Source organism: Pseudomonas sp. W15Feb34 (genome assembly GCF_023127765.1).
Taxonomy (GTDB): Bacteria; Pseudomonadota; Gammaproteobacteria; order Pseudomonadales; family Pseudomonadaceae; genus Aquipseudomonas; species Aquipseudomonas synxantha_A.
In genome coordinates this window covers 237,929-257,249 of the sequence record NZ_SPKN01000053.1, presented here as the reverse complement: position 1 = coordinate 257,249, position 19,321 = coordinate 237,929, and the positions used below count along the sequence as shown (strand labels likewise).

General features: G+C 57.7%; 17 protein-coding genes and 1 tRNA gene. 11 read left to right on the top strand and 7 right to left on the bottom strand.

The features are described 5' to 3' along the window. Positions 1-142: 142 nt before the first annotated feature. Positions 143-337, top strand: a complete 195-nt coding sequence (locus E4O97_RS27440; protein ID WP_005788056.1) for a hypothetical protein — start codon at positions 143-145, stop codon at positions 335-337. 15 nt (positions 338-352) lie between these two features. Here the strand turns inward: E4O97_RS27440 and E4O97_RS27435 are convergent, their stop codons facing one another. Then, positions 353-733, bottom strand: a complete 381-nt coding sequence (locus tag E4O97_RS27435) for a fe2+ zn2+ uptake regulation protein (protein WP_032875618.1) — start codon at positions 731-733, stop codon at positions 353-355. A gap of 237 nt (positions 734-970) precedes the next feature. On the opposite strand from E4O97_RS27435, the gene E4O97_RS27430 reads away from it, so the two are divergent. Continuing rightward, the gene (locus tag E4O97_RS27430; RefSeq protein WP_248162807.1) at positions 971-3,250 is read left to right on the top strand and encodes an acylase; all 2,280 of its coding nucleotides are present in this window, start codon (positions 971-973) and stop codon (positions 3,248-3,250) included. Positions 3,251-3,464: 214 nt separating this feature from the next. Beyond that, a tRNA-Cys gene (locus tag E4O97_RS27425) sits at positions 3,465-3,538 on the top strand. A gap of 277 nt (positions 3,539-3,815) precedes the next feature. Here E4O97_RS27425 and E4O97_RS27420 read toward each other — a convergent pair. Further along, positions 3,816-4,778 (bottom strand): LysR family transcriptional regulator, encoded by a 963-nt coding sequence (locus tag E4O97_RS27420; RefSeq protein WP_005788061.1) that lies wholly within the window; start codon positions 4,776-4,778, stop codon positions 3,816-3,818. Between the two features lie 312 nt (positions 4,779-5,090). On the opposite strand from E4O97_RS27420, the gene E4O97_RS27415 reads away from it, so the two are divergent. From E4O97_RS27415 to E4O97_RS27390, 6 genes are all read left to right on the top strand, one after another. Continuing rightward, on the top strand, positions 5,091-6,410 hold the full coding sequence (locus E4O97_RS27415; RefSeq protein WP_216091440.1) for a serine hydrolase: 1,320 nt from the start codon (positions 5,091-5,093) through the stop codon (positions 6,408-6,410). A gap of 303 nt (positions 6,411-6,713) precedes the next feature. Further along, positions 6,714-7,466 (top strand): alpha/beta hydrolase, encoded by a 753-nt coding sequence (locus E4O97_RS27410; protein WP_248162805.1) that lies wholly within the window; start codon positions 6,714-6,716, stop codon positions 7,464-7,466. 542 nt (positions 7,467-8,008) lie between these two features. After that, entirely contained in the window at positions 8,009-8,947 is a 939-nt protein-coding gene (locus E4O97_RS27405) for a DUF481 domain-containing protein (protein WP_248130129.1), read from the top strand. 128 nt (positions 8,948-9,075) lie between these two features. After that, a complete protein-coding gene (locus tag E4O97_RS27400; protein ID WP_216091438.1) occupies positions 9,076-10,056 on the top strand; it encodes an MBL fold metallo-hydrolase in 981 nt (326 codons plus the stop codon). 586 nt (positions 10,057-10,642) lie between these two features. After that, the gene (locus E4O97_RS27395) at positions 10,643-11,368 is read left to right on the top strand and encodes an META and DUF4377 domain-containing protein (protein ID WP_248162803.1); all 726 of its coding nucleotides are present in this window, start codon (positions 10,643-10,645) and stop codon (positions 11,366-11,368) included. A 178-nt stretch (positions 11,369-11,546) separates the two neighbouring features. Beyond that, entirely contained in the window at positions 11,547-11,729 is a 183-nt protein-coding gene (locus E4O97_RS27390; protein ID WP_143508449.1) for a hypothetical protein, read from the top strand. 62 nt (positions 11,730-11,791) lie between these two features. Here the strand turns inward: E4O97_RS27390 and E4O97_RS27385 are convergent, their stop codons facing one another. Next, positions 11,792-12,037, bottom strand: coding sequence for a hypothetical protein (locus E4O97_RS27385; protein WP_032875609.1), 246 nt, complete (start codon positions 12,035-12,037; stop codon positions 11,792-11,794). Between the two features lie 552 nt (positions 12,038-12,589). Here E4O97_RS27385 and E4O97_RS27380 point away from each other — a divergent pair. Then, positions 12,590-13,573, top strand: a complete 984-nt coding sequence (locus E4O97_RS27380; protein WP_248162830.1) for a GlxA family transcriptional regulator — start codon at positions 12,590-12,592, stop codon at positions 13,571-13,573. A gap of 37 nt (positions 13,574-13,610) precedes the next feature. Beyond that, a complete protein-coding gene (locus tag E4O97_RS27375; protein ID WP_248162801.1) occupies positions 13,611-14,558 on the top strand; it encodes an ADP-ribosylglycohydrolase family protein in 948 nt (315 codons plus the stop codon). Here the strand turns inward: E4O97_RS27375 and E4O97_RS27370 are convergent. From E4O97_RS27370 to E4O97_RS27355, 4 genes are read right to left on the bottom strand one after another with little or no spacing between them, the layout of a single operon-like run. After that, complete coding sequence (locus E4O97_RS27370) at positions 14,529-15,776, bottom strand: FAD-dependent oxidoreductase (RefSeq protein ID WP_248162799.1); 1,248 nt, start codon at positions 15,774-15,776, stop codon at positions 14,529-14,531. The two genes, E4O97_RS27375 and E4O97_RS27370, sit on opposite strands and share 30 nt — an antisense overlap. Positions 15,777-15,778: 2 nt before the next feature. Beyond that, a complete protein-coding gene (locus tag E4O97_RS27365) occupies positions 15,779-17,350 on the bottom strand; it encodes an aldehyde dehydrogenase (NADP(+)) (protein ID WP_248162797.1) in 1,572 nt (523 codons plus the stop codon). 60 nt (positions 17,351-17,410) lie between these two features. Continuing rightward, positions 17,411-18,358, bottom strand: a complete 948-nt coding sequence (locus E4O97_RS27360; RefSeq protein ID WP_032875598.1) for a dihydrodipicolinate synthase family protein — start codon at positions 18,356-18,358, stop codon at positions 17,411-17,413. Between the two features lie 35 nt (positions 18,359-18,393). Further along, positions 18,394-19,320, bottom strand: coding sequence for a 4-hydroxyproline epimerase (locus E4O97_RS27355; protein WP_078821296.1), 927 nt, complete (start codon positions 19,318-19,320; stop codon positions 18,394-18,396). Position 19,321 lies beyond the last annotated feature (1 nt).

Here is a 19,321-nt window from a genome sequence, read left to right as displayed (position 1 = left end):
CCGACGGCCCGTGTGAGCGCCGAACAAGCCAAAATTTTTGATCGCCTGTAACATGAGACGCAGCCGACCCGGTTCGTCCCGATTTTCGGGTATGTGCGGCGAAACACAGCGGATACATTCTTTAAGGTTCAGGAACTTCGTCATGACCCAAAAGCAACGCTTGAAATACTCGATTCTGATCGCCCTGGCCGTGCTGGCCTCGATGTTCGGCCTGTCCTACCTGCAGAACATTGGCGTGATCAGCGAAAAGACCTTCCAGTACCTGGCCATTGCGATTGCCGTGGTGGTAGTGGTGATCAACGGCATCATGCGTCGCAAGGTCAAGCCGCACTTCTGATCAGCGCGGCGTGACTCAGGCGCGACCTTCGAGCACTTTGGCAGCCTCTTCATGGAGGCTGTAGCTTTTATCGGCATTGAGGGTGATCACGCCCTCGCTGCACAGACGCTTGAGCACCTCACGCACACTGAGAAACGACAACGGGATGCCCAGCTCCAGCAAGTGGCTGTGCACGCCCCGCACCCCCAGGGTGCGCTGATTGTCGGCGGCGTTGAGGAGGGCGTCGATGACCTTCAGCCGAATCAGGCTGGTGCGCAGACCGAAACACTTGAGCAAATGGCGAATGCGCTGGTTGCCCTGCTGTTCGGGCGCCTTGCCAAAGCCTTGTGAACCGTTGCCATAGTTGGCCTCGGCTGTCGGTGAATGTCCATCCGTGGGCACTTGCGGGTTGTACATGCAAAAACTCCTTATCAGAGCCTGATCAGGAAAATGATGGTGCTCTTATTCAATAAGACGAACGAGAGAGCAAAATCATGAAGTGCCGAATGTAGAAAATTTGTCGGTATCAGGTTTGTCACACTGTCGCCGGCCTGGATAAGCCCCGTTCGTGGCTAAATTCTTCCCGGTTAATTGCGTCCTTACGGTGGGGTAGTTGTATCTACCGAGGGTATTCAATTTGACTGCGGGGTCTGCGTGATTATTTCCAACGGGTTGTTCAGGGGCTGCGTGGCAGGGGTGTTGCTGGGGCTGAGCTTTGCGGCCTCGGCGCGCGAGCATGTGGCTCAGGCGTCGGCCGATATTCGCCGTACCACTTACGGCGTGCCACATATCCGCGCCAATGACGAGCGCGGCCTGGGCTTTGGCATCGGTTACGCGTATGCCCAGGACAACCTGTGCCTGCTGGCCAATGAAGTGGTCACGGTGAACGGCGAGCGCGCGCGCTATTTCGGCCCCGAGCAGGCAACCCTGGAGGAACGCAACAACCTTGCCAGCGATGTGTTCTTTACCTGGCTCAATACACCCGGCGCGGTGCAGGCATTCTGGCGTGCGCAGACCCCGCAGATCCGCCAGCGTATCGAAGGCTACGTGGCCGGCTATAACCGCTATTTGAAGGAGCAGGGCGCGCCCGCACAATGCCAGGCGGCGTGGGTACGACCGCTGGTTAAAGAGGATCTGGTCAAACTGACGCGCCGGTTGCTGGTAGAAGGTGGCGTTGGCCAGTTCGCCGAAGCCTTGGTGGGCGCCACGCCGCCCCAAGCCATCGCCGGTGTGCAACCCGGCGCGCAGGCATTTGCACAGGCCGCCGCGCATCAGCAACGCTTCAGCCTCGACCGGGGCAGTAATGCCGTCGCGGTGGGGCGTGATCGTTCTTTCAATGGCCGTGGGATGTTGCTGGCCAACCCGCATTTCCCATGGGTGGGTGGCATGCGTTTCTACGAAATGCACCTGACCATCCCTGGCCAACTGGATGTAATGGGTGCCGCACTGCCAGGTTTACCCGTGGTGAATATCGGCTTCAACCAGCACGTGGCGTGGACGCATACAGTGGACACCTCCAAGCATTTCACCCTGTACCGACTGACCCTGGACCCCAAGGATTCCACGCGCTATATGCTTGACGGCAAGTCCGTTGCCCTGGATAAAACCACGCTGACCGTGCAGGTCAAACAGGCCGATGGCAGCCTCAAGGACGTTGCCCACACCGTCTACAGTTCGCAGTTCGGCCCCGTGGTGCAATGGCCCGGCAAGCTGGACTGGGACAACAAATACGCCTTCAGCCTGCGCGACGCGAACCTGGGCAACGACCGCGTACTGCAACAGTGGCATGCCATGAACCGTGCGGGCAGCATCACTGAGCTGCAAACTGCGGTGCACTCCCTTCAGGGCATCCCATGGGTCAACACCCTGGCTGCCGATGATCAGGGGCAGAGCCTGTACATGAACCTGTCGGTAGTACCCAACGTCAGCGCCGCCAAACTGGCGCAATGCAGCGACCCACGGGCCGGCCTGCAAATGATCATGCTCGACGGCAGCCGCAGCGCCTGCGCCTGGGACATCGACCCCAAGGCTGCGCAAGCAGGGATCTTCCCGGCGGCGCAGTTGCCGCAGTTGCAACGCACCGACTATGTACAGCACTCCAACGACTCTGCCTGGATGGCTAACCCCGAGGCGCCGCTGAGCGGGTTCTCGCCGGTGATCAGCCAGGACAATATTGGCCTGAGTCCACGCGCACGTTTCGCCCTGCAACGCCTGCAATCCCTGGACAAACAGCCGATCAGCGTCAGCGACCTGCAAAACATGGTCATGGACAACGAGGTGTACCTGGCGGGCCAAGTCATGCCGGACCTGCTCGATTTTTGCGCCAAGCAACTTGGCACCGACGCCGCCGCGCTCCAGCCACTGTGCACCAGCTTGAAAACCTGGGATCGGCGCGCCAACCTCGACAGCGGCATCGGCCTGGTGCACTTCATCAACCTGATGCAGCACCTGCAGCAAACTCCCGATGCCTGGCGTGTCGCCTTCGACCCGGCCCACCCCCTGACCACGCCCCGCGGCCTCGCCATCGATCGCGCGCCGGTGGCCGCCGCGCTGCGTGAAGCCATGCTGGCGTCCAGCGCAGACGTCAACCAACTCGGCCTGAGCCGTTGGGGTGAGATCCAGGTCAGCGGCCAAACCCCCATCCACGGCGGCCCGCAAGAACTGGGTGTCTACAACGCCATGCAAACCGTGCCCCGCGAAGATGGCAAACGCGAGGTCGTCAGCGGCACCAGTTACCTGCAAATCGTCACCTTTGATAACAACGGCCCCAACGCAGTCGGCGTGCTGGCGTTCTCCGAATCCAGCAACCCGGCGTCCCCTTACTCAAAGGACCAGACCCAGGCCTTCTCCGAGAAAAAACTGCGCCCGTTGCCGTTCACCGACGCTCAGATCAAGGCCGATCCGCAGTACCAACTCCACACCGTGAAGGAGTAGGGCAGGCCCGCAACCCCTTGATGCCAGAGCAGAATATTTTTTGAAATCAAGGGGTTGCAGGCATAGGCAAATGAGTACATAATGGCGCCCATCGAACGCAATGAAGCATTAAAAACTTCAATGTATTCAATGAGTTAGAGTATAGGCAAGCTTCACATAGCCCACTCAAGTTTGTATGCGGTGAATGTCAGCGACAAGGACATTGATCGTTTGAGGCCGAGTAGCAAAATGGTTATGCAGCGGATTGCAAATCCGCCTACGCCGGTTCGATTCCGACCTCGGCCTCCACTCTTAGAAACCCCGTAGATTAACGTCTACGGGGTTTTTTATTGCCTGTGATTTGAGAAGTGTTCCGCAACCCTACTCATTGTTGATCGCAATGAGGGGGCAGAACAATGCCAGGGGATGGTGTGGTTGGCCTTTTGCTCCAGCAGATTGATCCATGTCGAAAGCAGCCTCCAACTCCCCCCAGCCCTGCATACAACGGAGGGGAAAGAGAGAAAGTTCGGTTCTCATGCAGGCCAGCGCTTCGTTTGCTCAGATGGAACTCGACCGTAGTCTGAAGTTAGTCTGAGATGACCGCTGGCTGAGTTACGACAGGTCGGCGTCTTTCTGCCTCGTCGACGATCAGTGCGATGGTTTTTCTGGCGATGGGTGACAACGTGCGGCCGGCATGAAACACGATGGTTTCCGGGATATAGCGCAGATGTGTGGGGATCGCGGGCTGGATTTTTTGGATTAGATCAATCAGCACCCCACTCCCCAGATCAGGCGCTAGCCAAGATTGCCAAGTGAGCAGTAGGGCGTCGCTAGTCAGCGTGGCCTGACGCAGGCAGTTCAGCTCATTGCACACCAATGTCCACGGCAGCAGTGTCGTCGAGGGCATTCCGAACAGCGCCCGGGCGTGCACGTCGTCCGTGGTCACGGCAGCCCACGGGTAGGCGAGTAGCTGCTGATACGTCACTGGCTCGACCTGTCGAGCCAGTGGGTGCTCATGGCGACAGAAGATAGAGGCCGGTTGTGGCGGCAAACTCCGAACGTCAAAGCGTGGGTCCACCCCCTGTTCGACCCGCACGCTCGCTACGACAAACTCGATGTCTTCCCGTGCCAGTTGGTTGGCCAGGTGATGCCAGTAATTGACCTCAGGGGTCACCACCAGCTTGGGCGAACTCTTGCGCAAGGCCAGCAGCACGTTGGGAAGGGTGGTGTTGGCGGTCATCATGCCGACGCCGAAGTTGAGTTCACCTCCCTGCCCCCCGGCGATGTCGCTGGCCTCCGCGACCAGCTTGTCGGCGCACGCCAGCATCTCGCGTGCCCGAGCAATGAGCTGGTGACCGGCGAATGTCAGCGTCACTGAACGGGTGTCCCGATCAAACAGGCGTACCCTCAGGTCTTTTTCCAGCGACTGGATGCTACGGCTGAACGCCGTCTGCGAAAGATGGGCTCGCTCTGCGGCCCGGGAGAAGTGTAGTTCCTCTCCAAGCAAGACCAGGTGACGAATTCGCTTCAAGTCAATTAAGTCGCTCAATGCATCAATCACTCTTCATATTTGCATTGGACGGTTGTACCTCACTCCCAGAAACTTCGCCAGAGTTTGCGCTTGGTTGGCAGCCTGTCCGTTTGCGTTTCGATGTCCTGAAACGATGACGGCCGGCTCAACTTTAAAAAAGAGTGAGACCTTCTCGAAGATCTTCAAAGGCATTCACGATCTGCAATTGAGTACAGAGCTCCGTGGTGATCTTGCGGCCTTAGGCCTAATTGGTTGCCGTGAATGGAAAAGGCCTGCCGGCCACCCGATTGCGACGCAATCCGAGTAATCAAGCGTGCGAAGGAGACAAACATGCAAGTGAAAAAAGACGCTCTGCAAACCTTGCTGGGCAGCGCGACCCTGTCATGTTCCCAGGCTCAGGCTGACGTCCAGCCGCAGTTCCTCAGTGCCGACGCCAGCGATCCACAGGTCATAGGCTGGATGCAAGGTTCACCGCCGGCGCCGGAAAAGGTCGTGGGGTTCAGCAGCATCCTGCAGTTCCCGCAGACGCGCTGGTCGTTCTCGCATCTGCGCGAGCTGTTGCCAAGCGTGCAGGTCGCGCGTGGAAAGGGAGCAGCCAGCCCGTTACCTCGCGCCGAACGCGAAGACATCGACGCCCTGGTCTTCACTCCACTGGGCAGCGACCGCACTATGACCTGGGAACAGTCATTGAAGGCCAACTACACCGATGGGATCCTGGTACTGCACCGTGGGCAGGTGGTCTATGAACGCTACTTCGGCGCGTTGACTGATCAGGGCCAGCACATTGCGATGTCGGTCACCAAATCTTTTATCGGCACCTTGGGGGCGATGCTGGTCGAGGAAGGTAGTATCGACCCACAGGCGAAGGTCAGCCACTACGTTCTGGAGTTGAAGGACAGTGCATTTGGCGATGCCACGGTACGCCAGGTAATGGATATGACAGTCGGTGTTCGCTACTCGGAAGACTACGCCGACCCCAAAGCGGAAATCTGGGAGTACTTGCGAGCCGCCCATATGACGCCGCGGCCGGAGGGGTACGCCGGCGCTACCACGGTGACCGAATACCTGATGAAACTGCGCAAAGAGGGCGAGCACGGTCAGGCCTTTGCTTACAAGACGGTCAATACTGACGTTTTGTCTTGGGTGATCCAGCGCGCAACGGGGAAACCCATCGCGGTCAATCTACAAGAGCGCATCTGGAGCAAGCTGGGCGCCGAGCAGGACGCCTACTTGATCGTCGATGAAGTGGGTACCGCGTTTACCGGTGGCGGTTTCAACACCTCGTTGCGCGACTTGGCCCGTTTCAGCGAGATGATGCGCCTGGGCGGCAAGTTTAACGGCCAGCAGATCGTGCCCAAGAGCGTGATCGCGGATATTCGCGGGGGCGCCAGCCAGCAAGACTTCGCGAAGGCGGGCTATGAGCTACTGCCAAACTGGAGTTATCGCGACATGTGGTGGGTGTCCCACGACACTCATGGCGTCTACTCGGCGCGTGGGCTTCACGGACAAAGCATGTATATCGACCCCAAGGCGAAAATGGTCATTGTGCGTTATGCCTCGCATCCCCTGGCTCGCAGTTTGAACTTCGATCCGACTACCTTGCCCGCCTATCGAGCGGTGGCCAATCACTTGATGGCCAACTCACTATAGTGCGATGAAAAGCGGTAATAGCAGGCATTGGAGAGTGGGCGGCAGTGTTCCGCGATGTACCGTTCGCCAATGCTGACTCGTTGATCAGCGCAGGTCTGAACGATTACTTATTTAACTTTTATATTTATACTGGGTGATACTGTGGGCTCGCTAACTAATCCTCAAAAGCCTAGTTTTAGAAGTCGCGCACTGATAGCCTATCTTTTGTTGATCAGGCGAAAATCAGTTTATGGCTCCTTGGACAAAGTGCTCAAGAGTTTTCGAAAATCACGAGAGCAGGGTCCTGCAAGACCAACTATTAAAATGCACAAAAAAATCTCTATCGAACTCCAGATAGTTGATGGTATCGAAGTCTACAGGCTAGCCCCTAAAAATGACCAAGCAAACTCAAAACATATTTTCTATCTTCATGGTGGTGCTTACGTTTGGCCTATCACATTTTTGCACTGGCGCTTCCTTCAAACGTTAGTCGAAAGATATGGCTATATTATCATAGTGCCGCTTTATCCTCTTGCACCAGAGACTAAATGTAAAATCGTTATTTTTCGCATGTTGTCTATATATAAGCTTGCTTGCTTTAACGCTCGATGTCACGCAATGAATGTAATGGGCGATTCAGCTGGCGGCGGCCTTGCAGTTGCCCTCTGCTACGCGTTGACGGACATCGGATGTATTCAACCTACAAAACTAGTATTGATCTGCCCATGGATGGATGTCACTTTGAGTAACGAGTTGATATCAAGAACGGAGAAGTCAGATCCAATGCTCTGCGCGAGAGGTTTAAGAGCGGCCGGCATGATGTATGCGGGAGGTCTCGGCACGGACCACGACTACGTAAGCCCGATTAACGGAGATCCAGAAAATCTACCTCCGATCCTTATTTTCGCTGGCACGCGCGACATTGCTCACCACGATGCAATCAATTTCTCTGAGAAAACGTTGGCACTCGGAGGTGAGGTTCAGTTGCATATAGGGCGAGGAATGATTCACGTATGGCCAATCTTCCCGATACCTGAAGCGAAACAAGCCTTGGATAAAATAGCTTGTTTCCTTTAGCGTTAGTGCGAATGCCAACTGTCGGTTAAATTTGGCGTTCATGCAGGAGGTGGGAAAGTACACGTGAAAAAGTTCATTTTATCGCGGCGTGAGTTTGGCGCTTTAATGGCGCCCGTGTAGATCGGGTTTTCACCAATCGCTGTACAGCTTCCACATGGAATACCTTATAAGATGATGACTATTCATCGTGCATCGCCGGCACCAATTTGGCAGCAATCAAAGAACGCACAGGCATTGTTCGCGTTGCCGATAAGCTTGCCTTTGAGATGCAAAGAGTGAGCGCTTTTAATAAATATCCCCCTGGCTAAATAGCTTTATTTAGACACTAAGATCTCGCGGCTAACGACGGCATTGAAATTGCGATGCTGACTTCATGCTGCAGAGCGAACGGAGGGCGGTTCTTCGTAACGTAAAGCACGGTAATTGTAATATATGGTAGGTATCCCAAGCGCGGTAGGTTCGTCATGCGATTAGCGGCGGTGATGTTGTCGTGCTATGTCTGCGTGAGCGTTCTTTCACCATGCGCATCTGCGGACAATGTAATGCTGAAAAATGGTGACCATATCAGCGGAGACATTATTTTGATGGAGGGCGCAAATCTTGTTCTAAGTACGAGTTACGGAGGCGATATAACGATCAGTAAGGATCAGATTCAGACTTTGGAAAGCAAGCAGCCGCTCATGGTAAGGCAAGTGGGCCAGTTGCAAGGATCGGTTGAATCGATTCGGGCCGGTCCGCGAGGTAATGTGCAGCCTGCTGTAGGCGTTGGTTTGAATTTCGTCGACCTTAATAATATCGATCAGATTATGAAACCCCAACCCAACCTCAAGGCTGCAATCTGGAAGGGGAATATTGACCTTGCGCTTCATGCTGAAAAGGTTAAGACAGAGAAGGATAATGTTAACCTGGCAGCACAAACAAGTTTTGTCAGTGGCCCTTGGCGCCATAGCGCGATTGCTCACGTCCGCGAAGACGACGATGAGGTTGCAAGTACGGCAAACTGGAGTGCCGAGTACTCTGTGATTCGTTTCCTCACCGATAGATGGCTTTGGGAAGGCGGCTTGAGTTACAAAAAAGACCAGATCGAAAACCTACAAACTAGGCGAAAAATTGGCACCGGTCCCGGCTACCAATTCTGGGACGATCAATTAGGCAATCTTACCGTTGTTGCACTGCTAAATCGTATGCGATTCGGGTACTCAGGCGGTGGCAGTAATACGTTTTACTTCACATCTGCCCGCTGGGACTTCAAACGATATCTAGTCGGAAGAAAGTTTGAATTTTTCACATCGGGTGAGCTGGGAAGGCCGCTCAGTGATATAGCATACTATGCTTATGACTCTGAGCTAGGTTTGCGCTACAGCGTCACAGAATGGGCTTCCTTAAATTTGAAGTACGAACACGCGGTAGTCGCGGGTAAGTCCGATAATAGCAACTTGGACAGTGCTAGATATACAGCCGGTTTTGGTGTGAACTGGTGATGTATATTTTGGCTGCATCCACGATGCTGAGGCCGGGCGTACTATTTCCTAGCGGCTTAGATACAAAAATTTAGATCCGCCTATGCAGGCGAGCGATGCCTGTCCATTTCAATATCGGGAGATGAAGCGTGAGTCGTAGCAAAAAAATGTTGGGCTGTGCATTTGTTATTGCAGTGGTGGCAGGGGCGCTCTGGGGGGCATGGAAATTTTCATCACCCTCGGTTCAACCCTTTGCTTCGCTAAGACCGCAAGGCGGTCAAGGATCTCCGGACTTGACGGTGCGTTTTCTGGGGGCTGGCACATTGAGCTTCGATGATGGGGAGACAGCAATCATGGAGGACGGTTTTTTCTCACGGCCCAGTATTTTTTCGGTGCTACTGACGCCTATACAGCCTAATGAGCAGCGCATCGATGCGAGTTTGCGCAGCGCTGGCATTTCCAAGCTTGCAGCGATATTCGTCGCGCACTCGCATTACGACCATGTCCTGGACAGTGGCTTGGTGGCTCTCAAAACAGGCGCTACCGTATTGGGTACAAAATCGACTGCCAACGCCGTTCTGGGTGCCGGATTACCTCCTGAGCGTATCAAGGTGATCAAAGACGGAGATTCTTTTTTGTTTGGTCAATTTCAAATCAAAGCCTTCGAGACCCCGCATTCACCACATCCCACCTCCCCAGGCTTCATAGATCATCCGCTGCACACCCCTGTCCCGGAGGGGGATTTCAAAGTTGGCGAAAACTTCTCATACCTGATCACTCATGGCAGCCGCCGTCTTCTGGTGATCGCCAGTGGTAATTACAGTCCAGGCAAGTTCAAGGATGTCAGGGCAGATGTGGTGTTTCTCGGCATCGGAACTTTAGGTAAACAAACCCCGGAGTTTGTCGCTCAATATTGGCAAGAGACGGTTGTCCAGACGGGCGCTAAAATCGTGATCCCGATCCATTGGGATAATTTTTTTGAGCCCTTGGACCAACCGTTGACCGCTATGCCGCGCATACTGGACGCTTTCGATCAGAGCATGGCCATGTTGCTCCCCCTGGCACAACGGGACGCTGTGAAGGTGCAACTGCCTGTCGCTTTCGCCCCTATCGATCTAGATGCCCGGTAGACATCGAATAGGCCCGCCACACGGTTGGCCTACGGAAGCCACCGCCAAATTATGAGAACGCAAGGACCTAATTTTCCTGGAGAAATACGGGGGCGTCCAAAAAATAGCCCTATGTGCTCGCCCTTGTGTCGGTTGCAGGCAGCAGTAATCAGCCGATGCCGAGTTGTGGGAGAAACCCGGCGCCAGTCACCAGGATGTTGTTGCGTCCATGTTGGCGTGTGGTGAAAAGAATGGCTCCGGCGTTGATCCCAAGGCCAGCTTCCAAGAGATGGCCCAGCGATTTGTATGTATGAAGCGTGCGGGCTATACCCGGCGTGACGGTTTTGACATCTGTGCATTGCACCCCAAGGAGCCGTTGAAGGCCTGTGAGTCGGCGCAATGAGGCCACGGATTTTTATTGCCTGTGATTTGGCAGCGCTTCCAGCGCCCTTATTCAGTGCGTATGGTGGCAAGCGCAGGACTATGTCCGTACTTATCAAAGCTGACCGAGACAACCATGAAACAGAACATTCTTCTTGCAGCCGTTTGCGCTGCACTGATCCAGGGCTGTGCCTCCACCTCCCAAAGCCATGAGGATTCGCCCTCCATGCTCACGACTACCTCGGCTGCTGTAGCCCAGCCGGCTTTACCCGCCTATTACTGGAACCTGGTTTCGGCCAATGATGCCGCGGGTAAACCCCTCATCGCTCTGAGCAAAGGCATCGAGCGCAAGCTGCGCGTTTCCTTCGGTGACAAGAATCTGAATATCAGCGGTGGCTGCAACGGCCAGTTCGGCGGCTATCAGTATCAGGATGGGGTGTTGAAAGTGCAGTCACTGGCTTCAACGCTTATGGCTTGCGACAAGAGCCTGATGGACCTTGACGCAGAGGTCGCTCGACTGTTCAAGGGCGACCTGCGCGCCGTCATCACCGGCGACAACACGGCGCCGATGCTGCAACTGACTACCGCCAACGGCTCGGTGCTCAAGCTGCAGGGCGAGGCTACGCCGCAGACGCGTTACGGGAGCAAGGGTGAGGTCAAATTCCTGGAGGTGGCCGCCAAGACCGTCAAGTGCAGTCACCCGATGATTCCTGACTATCAGTGCCTTCAAGTGCGCGAGCGACGCTATGACGACGCCGGCCTGCAACTTGCGACCCAGGATGCGTGGCATCCGCTGTATCAGTCTATCGAAGGCTTCGAGCATCATGACGGCGTGCGCACTGTACTGCGGGTCAAGCAATACGAATGGAAGAATCCGCCCGCAGACGCGCCTTCGAAGGTCTACGTACTGGATATGGTGGTCGAGCAGGACGCTTCCGGGACTAGTCAGTAACCGAGACCTAAAGCCAGTGACGTTCGGGAAAATGGCCGGTTTTCGACGAGTGACAGGTCTAGATCAACGGTTCCAGCTCGGTTGGGGTTGTCACGTGTGTGTTTGCCAACTACCCTGAAAATGTTTGAATTATTACAAATAATTTCGGTTTGGCTTTTTTCGGTCAAACGACTTCAGGATGAGGGACGAAAAAATGTTTTCACACGAAGGCACCGCAATAGAGCTGTTGACCCTGGTTTTCGCCGTGACGGGCGTGCTGTTGATTGCCTGGTTTATTCACCATCAATACGAGCTCAGGTCACGCAAGCGTGTAAAAAAACAACAAGGTGGTAATCAGCAGCCTTCCGCTCAAAACCGCTGATTGAGCATAAATCCGGGCCAGCCATTCGCGCCGGTTTTAGTTCGATGCTCCGAGGCTCGGCGTCAGCCACTGGCCTCGGATCTATTGATTCTCTGGGCCTTGACTTCACTTGCGTAGGCTTCAAGCCTTTGCTGCTGAGCTGTGAGTAGCGCGCAGACTTTCGTTAACGTCGCTACGTTATTGGATGCGCCGCCAGCTGCCAATGCCGTCAGTTGCACCACCGACCAGCCGATAACCGCGCTGGCGTCTTCAAGGTCGTAGAACAGTTCCTGTTGCGCTGTCCTGGGGCCGTCGAGGTCGTCTATCAAAAGCGTGCACTCTGTGTGGGGTAAAAAGCTTAAGCGTGTACGACAGGGTAGTCATACCGGTACACAAGGGAAATTACAGACAAAGAAAAGCCCGCGATGGGGGGCGGGCTAAAGGGGATGTTTTCAGGAGCTGTAGGCACAATAGGCGCACGTCTGTGAAAGCTTTGTGAAACGCGCTCCTGAATTGAAATGCGTCTACACCGGCGAAATAGTCGCCAGCATCCCGATACCAATGGTCAGCACCAAAAAGCCGAACAGGAAAATTGCCATCTTGGTCATAAGGCCTCCGAAGGGAAGGGGGGACGACAGGAATGTCGGGATGGGGCTATTGTCCGCCTGGAGCGGTTTTCAATACAGGCGCAGATAGAAAAGAAAAAACCGTATCAGATTGCCCGTTAGCGCCTGCGCCGGGGCTTTTCAAGCCAACAGTTTTTATAAAGATCAGTGCCGCCCCCTGAGACAGCCACCGCATTTGCCCCTAAGATAGCGCCCACTGCATCAACAATAAGAGTGGGTCCACCCTCGATGGAAAGACGCCAGTTCAGCGGTGGCATGCAAGGCAAGAACCTGCGCTACCTCAACGATCCCTCCCGGCAAGCAGCGTTGGTGACCCGCGTCGGTTTCCTGCTACTTGAACACTTCTCTCTGCCCGCTTTCACCCAGACCCTGGACACGCTGGTGACCGCCAATCTGTTGCGCCCCGAGCTATTTGCTTCGCGCACCTTCGGTTGGGGCGAAGGCGACGTCATCAGTGACCTGGGCCTGGTCATCCGCCCCGATGCGAGCCTGGAACCTGCGGTCTTGCCGGACTTGGACCTGCTGGTCATCTGCGGGGGCTTTCGCACCGAACTCAAGGCCAGCGAACCCTTTATCCAGCTGTTGCGCAGCGCGGCCGAGGCGGGTGTCAGCCTGGCGGGTCTGTGGAACGGCTCGTGGTTTCTCGGTCGCGCCGGCCTGTTGCAGGGCTATCGTTGCGCCATTCACCCCGAGCACCGTCCGGCGCTGGCGGAAGTATCCAAAGGCGCCCAGGTCACCAGCGAGCCCTATGTGATCGACCGTGATCGCCTCACTGCGTCCAGCCCCTCCGGTGCTTTCCACATGGCGCTGGACTGGATCAAGAGCCTGCATGGCAAAGCATTGGTCGAAGGTATCGAAGATATCCTGGCGTTCGAAGAGTCGCGCTATCGCCGTATCAAACCCACCGAAAACGTCTGTGTCAGCGCACCGCTGCGTGAAGTGGTGAAGTTGATGGACGCCAACCTCGAAGAACCCCTGGAACTCGACCAACTCGCCGTCTATGCCGGTCGCTCCCGCCGCCAACTGGAGCGCCTGTTCAAGGAGCAACTGGGAACTACGCCACAACGCTACTACATGGAACTGCGTGTGACCGAAGCGCGGCGCCTGTTGCAGCATACGGAGCTGTCACAGGTGGATGTGCTGGTGGCTTGCGGGTTTGTCTCGCCGAGCCATTTCAGCAAGTGCTACAGCGCGTATTTCGGATATCGCCCCTCCAAGGAGAAGCGGTTGGTCAGGTAACGTGGCAGGAGTTGAAGCGCCTTCTGAAGGAATGTAAATGGTCATAACGCTTATGGATCGTTATCGCGGCAGCTTGCTTGGGCTGGCGTGCGGCGACGCAGTAGGAACCACGGTTGAATTCATGCCCCGCGGCAGCTTTTCTCCCGTCACAGATATGCTTGGAGGCGGGCCGTTCAATCTCAAGCCTGGCCAATGGACGGACGACACGTCCATGGCGCTGTGTCTGGCCGAAAGCTTGTTGCACAAGGGCGGCTTCGATGCGAACGACCAGATGGGACGTTATCTGAATTGGTGGAAGTGCGGGTATCTGAGCTCTACCGGTGAGTCTTTCGATATCGGGATGACGATTCGCGATGCGTTGGCGATGTTTCAGCAAACTGGCGACGGTTTTTCGGGCTCAACGAATCCCTATTCCGCCGGTAATGGATCAATGATGCGCCTTGCGCCTGTGGTGTTGTTCTATTTCCCAGACTTGGAGAACATCCGCCGTTTCACTGCGCAAAGCTCACGCACAACCCATGCTGCCCAGGAAGCCATCGAGTGTTGCCAACTGCTGGCAGAAGCCATCGGTAACGCACTGAGCGGTGTTTCGAAAGGTGAAGTGCTGAGCTTCTCAAACACCTCTTTGTCAGCTCCAAAGGTCACGGCTATCGCACGCGGCGAATACCGCGATAAAACGCACACCGAAATCGTCGGCTCAGGTTACGCGGTGGCTTCCCTGGAGGCCGCATTCTGGTGCTTCGATCACACTGCCAGTTTCGCTGAGGCTGTGCTTGCTGCCGCAAATCTGGGGGATGACGCTGACACCACCGCCGCAATCGTAGGTCAATTGGCAGGTGCATATTATGGTGTGCACGCTATCCCTATCGGTTGGCTGGACAAGCTATGGATGCACGATGAAATCCAAGACACCGCTGATGCCTTATACAGTGCCTCGCTCATGCAGCGACAAGGCTTAGAACCGCTCCAATCGATAGGGCCGTAACTCAGCCACCCGCTCTCCCGTCGCGAGTTGCCCAACCCTTTCGGCGGTCACCGCCGCCTGTGTCAGCCCCAAATGCTGGTGCCCGAACGCAAGCAGTACTTTGCCGTCGCACACCCGGTCGATGATCGGCAGCGAGTCGGGCAGGGACGGCCGAAACCCCATCCACGGCGTGGCGCCACGGTCGCTGAGGTCGTGACGAAACAGTCCTTTGCTCAAGCGATGCAGCTGCCAGGCCCGTTGCATATTGGCCGGGCGGTCGAGGCCGGCGAATTCGACTGTGCCGGCCAGGCGCAAACCGTCGGACAGGGGGGTCATGATGAACTTGCGCTCCAGCGAGGTGACGGCAAAGGGCAGGCGCTGATGCTCGTGGGGCAGCATCAGGTGATAACCGCGCTCGGTGTCCAGCGGCACCTGTTTGCCGGTCAGTGCGGTGGTGAGTTTGGCCGAGTGCGCACCGCAGGCGATGAGTACTTGGCGCGCTGTCAGTACACCTTGGTCGGTCATCAATGAAACGCCGTTGCCCTCCAGGCGTCCATCCAACACGCGCTGCTTCAGAAATTGCACACCCTCGGCCTTGGCCGCGTTTACCAGTTCGCCCACCACGGTGTACGGGTCGAGAAAGTGCCCGGTAGTGGGGAAGAACAATCCGCCTTGTATCGCGTCGCTCAGTTGTGGCGCGGCCTTGCGCACCGCATCGCCGCTCCAGAAGTTCACCGCTACGCCTTGCTGAGTCATGCGCTGCTGCAACGCATCGATGGCAGCGCGGGATTCGGCGCGCTCAAACACCAGCAGTGAACCGTCTTCACGCAACAAATGCGCTTGCCCAATGGAGTGCAGCAAGCGCTGCCACGCACCCAGGCTGCCTTCGTTCAATGCACGCAGGCCGGCCACGGTGCGCTGGTAGCTTGCCGGTCGCAGATTCAACAATAGGCGAATAAACCAGGGCAGGGCGCGGGGCAGGTAGGTCCAGTCCAGGCGCAGTGGGCCCATGGGGTCCAGCAGCATGGCCGGCAAGCGCTTGAGGATCGACAGGTCAGCAATGGGAAATACCTGCTCTGTCGCCAGGTGACCGGCATTGCCGTAGGAGGCGCCCATGCCCGGCGCCTGCGTGTCGACCACCAGCACTTGGCGGCCCTGGCGCGCCAGCTGCAAGGCACAGGCGACGCCGATGATGCCGGCGCCCACCACCACAATGTCTGCTTGATTGGGCTGGGCCATGGCTACGCCTCTCTCTGGCCGTCAAGCAGGCGCCGCAGCCCTAGCGGGTTGTCGTGCCCGAGCGCAGCGGGCAGCAGCGCATCCGGGAAATCCTGATAGCACACCGGCCGCAGGAACCTTTGGATCGCCGCCGTGCCCACCGAGGTGCTGCGCGCATCCGAGGTCGCCGGGAACGGCCCGCCATGCACCATCGCATCGCAGACTTCCACGCCGGTCGGCCAGCCGTTGACCAACAGGCGCCCGGCCTTGCGTTCCAGTACCGGCAGCAGTGCGCGGGCCTGGGGCAAATCCGGCTCATCCAAGTGCAAGGTCGCGGTGAGTTGACCTTCCAGGTGTTCGGATACCTGGCGCACTTGCTCGACATCGCGGCATTCCACCACCAGCGAGGCGGCGCCAAAGACCTCGGCTTGCAGATGTTCGTTGTTCAGGAATGCCCGGGCCTGAGTTACGAACAGATGGGCCTGGCCTTGGTTCGGCCCAGCTCCCGCCAGGCCCTTGGCGGCGACTTGGGCGTGCCGGGCCAATGCACTCACGCCGGTTTCGTAGGCGCTGAAAATGCCCGGTGTGAGCATGGTCTGCGCCGGGCAACGTGCAAGCAGATCACTGGCGACCTTGATAAATCGGTCCAGGGCGCTGCCTTTCACGGCGATTACCAAGCCAGGGTTGGTGCAGAACTGGCCGGCACCTTGGGTCAGTGACGCGACGAAACCTTCGGCCAATGCCTCGGCCCGTGCTTCAAGCGCGGCAGGAAACAGGTACACAGGGTTGATCGAACTCATTTCCGCATACACCGGGATCGGCTCCGGGCGTGCCTGGGCAGCCTGGCACAGCGCGACACCACCACTGCGCGAACCGGTAAAGCCTACGGCCTTGATGCGCGGGTCGGTCACCAGTGCGATACCCACCTCGTTACCCGCGCCATAGAGCAGTGAAAATACCCCTTCGGGCAAACCACACTGTTTGACCGCCTGGGCAACGGCGCGGCCCACCAGTTCGCTGGTGCCGGGGTGGGCGCTGTGGGCCTTGACCACCACCGGGCAACCGGCTGCCAGTGCCGATGCGGTATCGCCGCCCGCCACGGAGAAGGCCAGGGGAAAGTTGCTTGCCCCAAACACTGCGACCGGGCCCAGGGCGATATGTCGCTGGCGCAGGTCGGCGCGGGGCAGCGGTTGGCGCTGGGGTTGCGCGGTATCGACTCGTACGTCGAGCCATTCACCCAGGCGTACAGTGCGGGCAAAGGCGCGCAGTTGCCCGCAGGTACGACCGCGTTCACCTTGAATGCGTGCGCGGGGCAGGCCGGTTTCGGCGCTGGCGCGTTCGATCAATTCATCGCCCAGGGCTTCGATGTTATCGGCAATGGTTTCAAGAAACCCGGCGCGGTCTGCCAAGGTGGTTTCGCGGTAAGTATCGAACGCGGCCCATGCCAGTGCGCAGGCCTGCTCGACCTGCTCGCCATCGCCGCCGGCATAGGCGGGTTCCAGTGGCGTGTCGGTGGCGGGGTTGATAGCGCGGATCGCATCGCGATGGCCGCAAAGGGATTGCTGACCAATCAGCATCTTGCCTGTCAGAGTCATTGGGCATCCTGAAAAACAGAGGGGTGTTGTAGGAGCGAGCAAGCTCGCTCCTACAGAAAATCAAGCGACGTTCTGTTCCGCCGACCAGTTGGCATACCACTGGCGGAACAGCGCGTACTGCTGCTCGGCATAGCGGCGCTGGGCAGCGCTGAGCACATCGGTTTCGTTGAAGTGCAGGGCGTACTCCTGGTCACCGTTGAGCACCATCAGGTGCTTGTAATACAGCACCAGGTCGCAGCCTTCGTCGAACGACGACAGCACCGCCAGCGCGGCTTCCAGCTCGCGCGCCTGGCGACGGGCCTTGGCATCGCCCTTGGCGGCTTTTTTGCTCAGGGCCACCAGTTGCAGGACTTCCCGTGGCAGCGCGTTGCCGATGCCGGTGATCGCGCCGGTGGCGTTGCAGTTGACGAAACCGTGCACCACCTGGGTGTCGACACCGACCATCAGGGTCACGTCATCGTCCTGGGAGGTGATGTTTTCTGCGGCGTAGCGCAGGTCGGCAGCGCCGCCGAACTCCTTGAAGCCGATCAGGTTCGGGTGCTCGCGGCGCAGTTCGAAGAACAGATCGGCGCGGGTGGCGAAGCCGTAGTAGGGACTGTTGTAGATCACCGCCGGCAGGTTGGGCGCAGCGTTGAGGATCGCCGCGAAGTGGGCCTTTTGCGCGGTGACCGAAGCCCCACGGGACAGCACGCGGGGAATCACCATCAAGCCATGGGCGCCGACCTTGGCGGCATGGGCCGCGTGGGCCACCGCCTCACGGCTGTTCACCGCGCCGGTGCCGACGATGGTCGGCACGCCGGCCGCGACCAGACGCGCCACGCCTTCCTGACGCTGAGCCTCGGTGAGCAGCGGCCAATCGCCCATGGATCCGCAATACACCACCGCACTCATGCCGATATCAATCAGCTCGCGGCCTTTGGCGACCAGTGCGTCAAAGTCCGGTTGGCGCTCGGCGGTGCAGGGGGTCATCAGGGCGGGCATGCAGCCGGTGAAGATGTTGTCGCTCATGGTGCTAACTCCATTCAGGTTAATAAATAAAAGGCTCAGATGCCCCAGGCAAACGGGTCCTGCTCGTCGATCAGCAAGGTGCTGTCGGCAGTCATGTACGCGCGGCCGGTGATGAAGGGACGCACGCGTTCGCCGTCCCATTCATAGCGGCCCTGGAACTGACTGCCGGTGATGCTGGCTTGTACCCAGGTCTGCCCCGCAGCGAGTTTTCCATCGGCGGCCAGGCACGCGAGCTTGGCGCTGGTGCCGGTGCCGCAGGGGGAGCGGTCATAGGCTTTGCCGGGGCACATCACGAAGTTGCGGCTGTCGGCGTGGGCGTCGTCGGCGAACAGTTCGACATGGTCGATCAACGCGCCGTCTGCGCCGTGAATACCTTGGGCCTCAAGGGCCTTGAGCATCGCCCAGGTGTAGTCGGTCAAGACGTCAACGTTGCTCATCTGCAGGGCCTGGCCGTGGTCCGACACCAGAAAAAACCAATTGCCGCCCCAGGCAATGTCGCCCAGCACCACGCCATACCCAGGCACCTGCACCGGTACCTGCTGGCGGTAGCGGTAGGCGGGCACGTTGCGCAGGGTTACGCCACCGTCTTCGTGCAGCGTGGCTGCCACCGGGCCTACCGGGGTGTCGATGGTGTGGACACCTGGCGCGATAAGGCCGAGGTAATGCAGGGAGGCGACCAGGCCGATAGTGCCGTGGCCGCACATGCCGAGGTAGCCGGCATTGTTGAAGAAAATCACTCCACAGGTGGCGCCCGGCGTGACCGGCGCGCAGTACAGTGCACCGACCAGCACATCGTTGCCCCGTGGCTCCAGCAGGCAGGCGCGACGCCATTGATCGTGATGAGTGCGCAGATCTTCAAGCTGCTCGGCGACGGTGGTGCCCGCCAAAGCCGGGAAGCCGTTCATGATCAGGCGCGTGGGTTCGCCACCGGTGTGGGAATCGATTACATGCAGTCGCTTCATG

Coding starts and splice junctions, on each gene's coding strand:
- E4O97_RS27360 (WP_032875598.1), bottom strand. CDS start 18,358: ATGAGCGACAACATCTTCACCGGCTGCATGCCCGCCCTGATGACCCCC.
- E4O97_RS27375 (WP_248162801.1), top strand. CDS start 13,611: ATGGTCATAACGCTTATGGATCGTTATCGCGGCAGCTTGCTTGGGCTG.
- E4O97_RS27410 (WP_248162805.1), top strand. CDS start 6,714: ATGCACAAAAAAATCTCTATCGAACTCCAGATAGTTGATGGTATCGAA.
- E4O97_RS27440 (WP_005788056.1), top strand. CDS start 143: ATGACCCAAAAGCAACGCTTGAAATACTCGATTCTGATCGCCCTGGCC.
- E4O97_RS27435 (WP_032875618.1), bottom strand. CDS start 733: ATGTACAACCCGCAAGTGCCCACGGATGGACATTCACCGACAGCCGAG.
- E4O97_RS27405 (WP_248130129.1), top strand. CDS start 8,009: ATGCTGAAAAATGGTGACCATATCAGCGGAGACATTATTTTGATGGAG.
- E4O97_RS27395 (WP_248162803.1), top strand. CDS start 10,643: ATGCTCACGACTACCTCGGCTGCTGTAGCCCAGCCGGCTTTACCCGCC.
- E4O97_RS27390 (WP_143508449.1), top strand. CDS start 11,547: ATGAGGGACGAAAAAATGTTTTCACACGAAGGCACCGCAATAGAGCTG.
- E4O97_RS27415 (WP_216091440.1), top strand. CDS start 5,091: ATGCAAGTGAAAAAAGACGCTCTGCAAACCTTGCTGGGCAGCGCGACC.
- E4O97_RS27365 (WP_248162797.1), bottom strand. CDS start 17,350: ATGACTCTGACAGGCAAGATGCTGATTGGTCAGCAATCCCTTTGCGGC.
- E4O97_RS27355 (WP_078821296.1), bottom strand. CDS start 19,320: ATGAAGCGACTGCATGTAATCGATTCCCACACCGGTGGCGAACCCACG.
- E4O97_RS27380 (WP_248162830.1), top strand. CDS start 12,590: ATGCAAGGCAAGAACCTGCGCTACCTCAACGATCCCTCCCGGCAAGCA.
- E4O97_RS27370 (WP_248162799.1), bottom strand. CDS start 15,776: ATGGCCCAGCCCAATCAAGCAGACATTGTGGTGGTGGGCGCCGGCATC.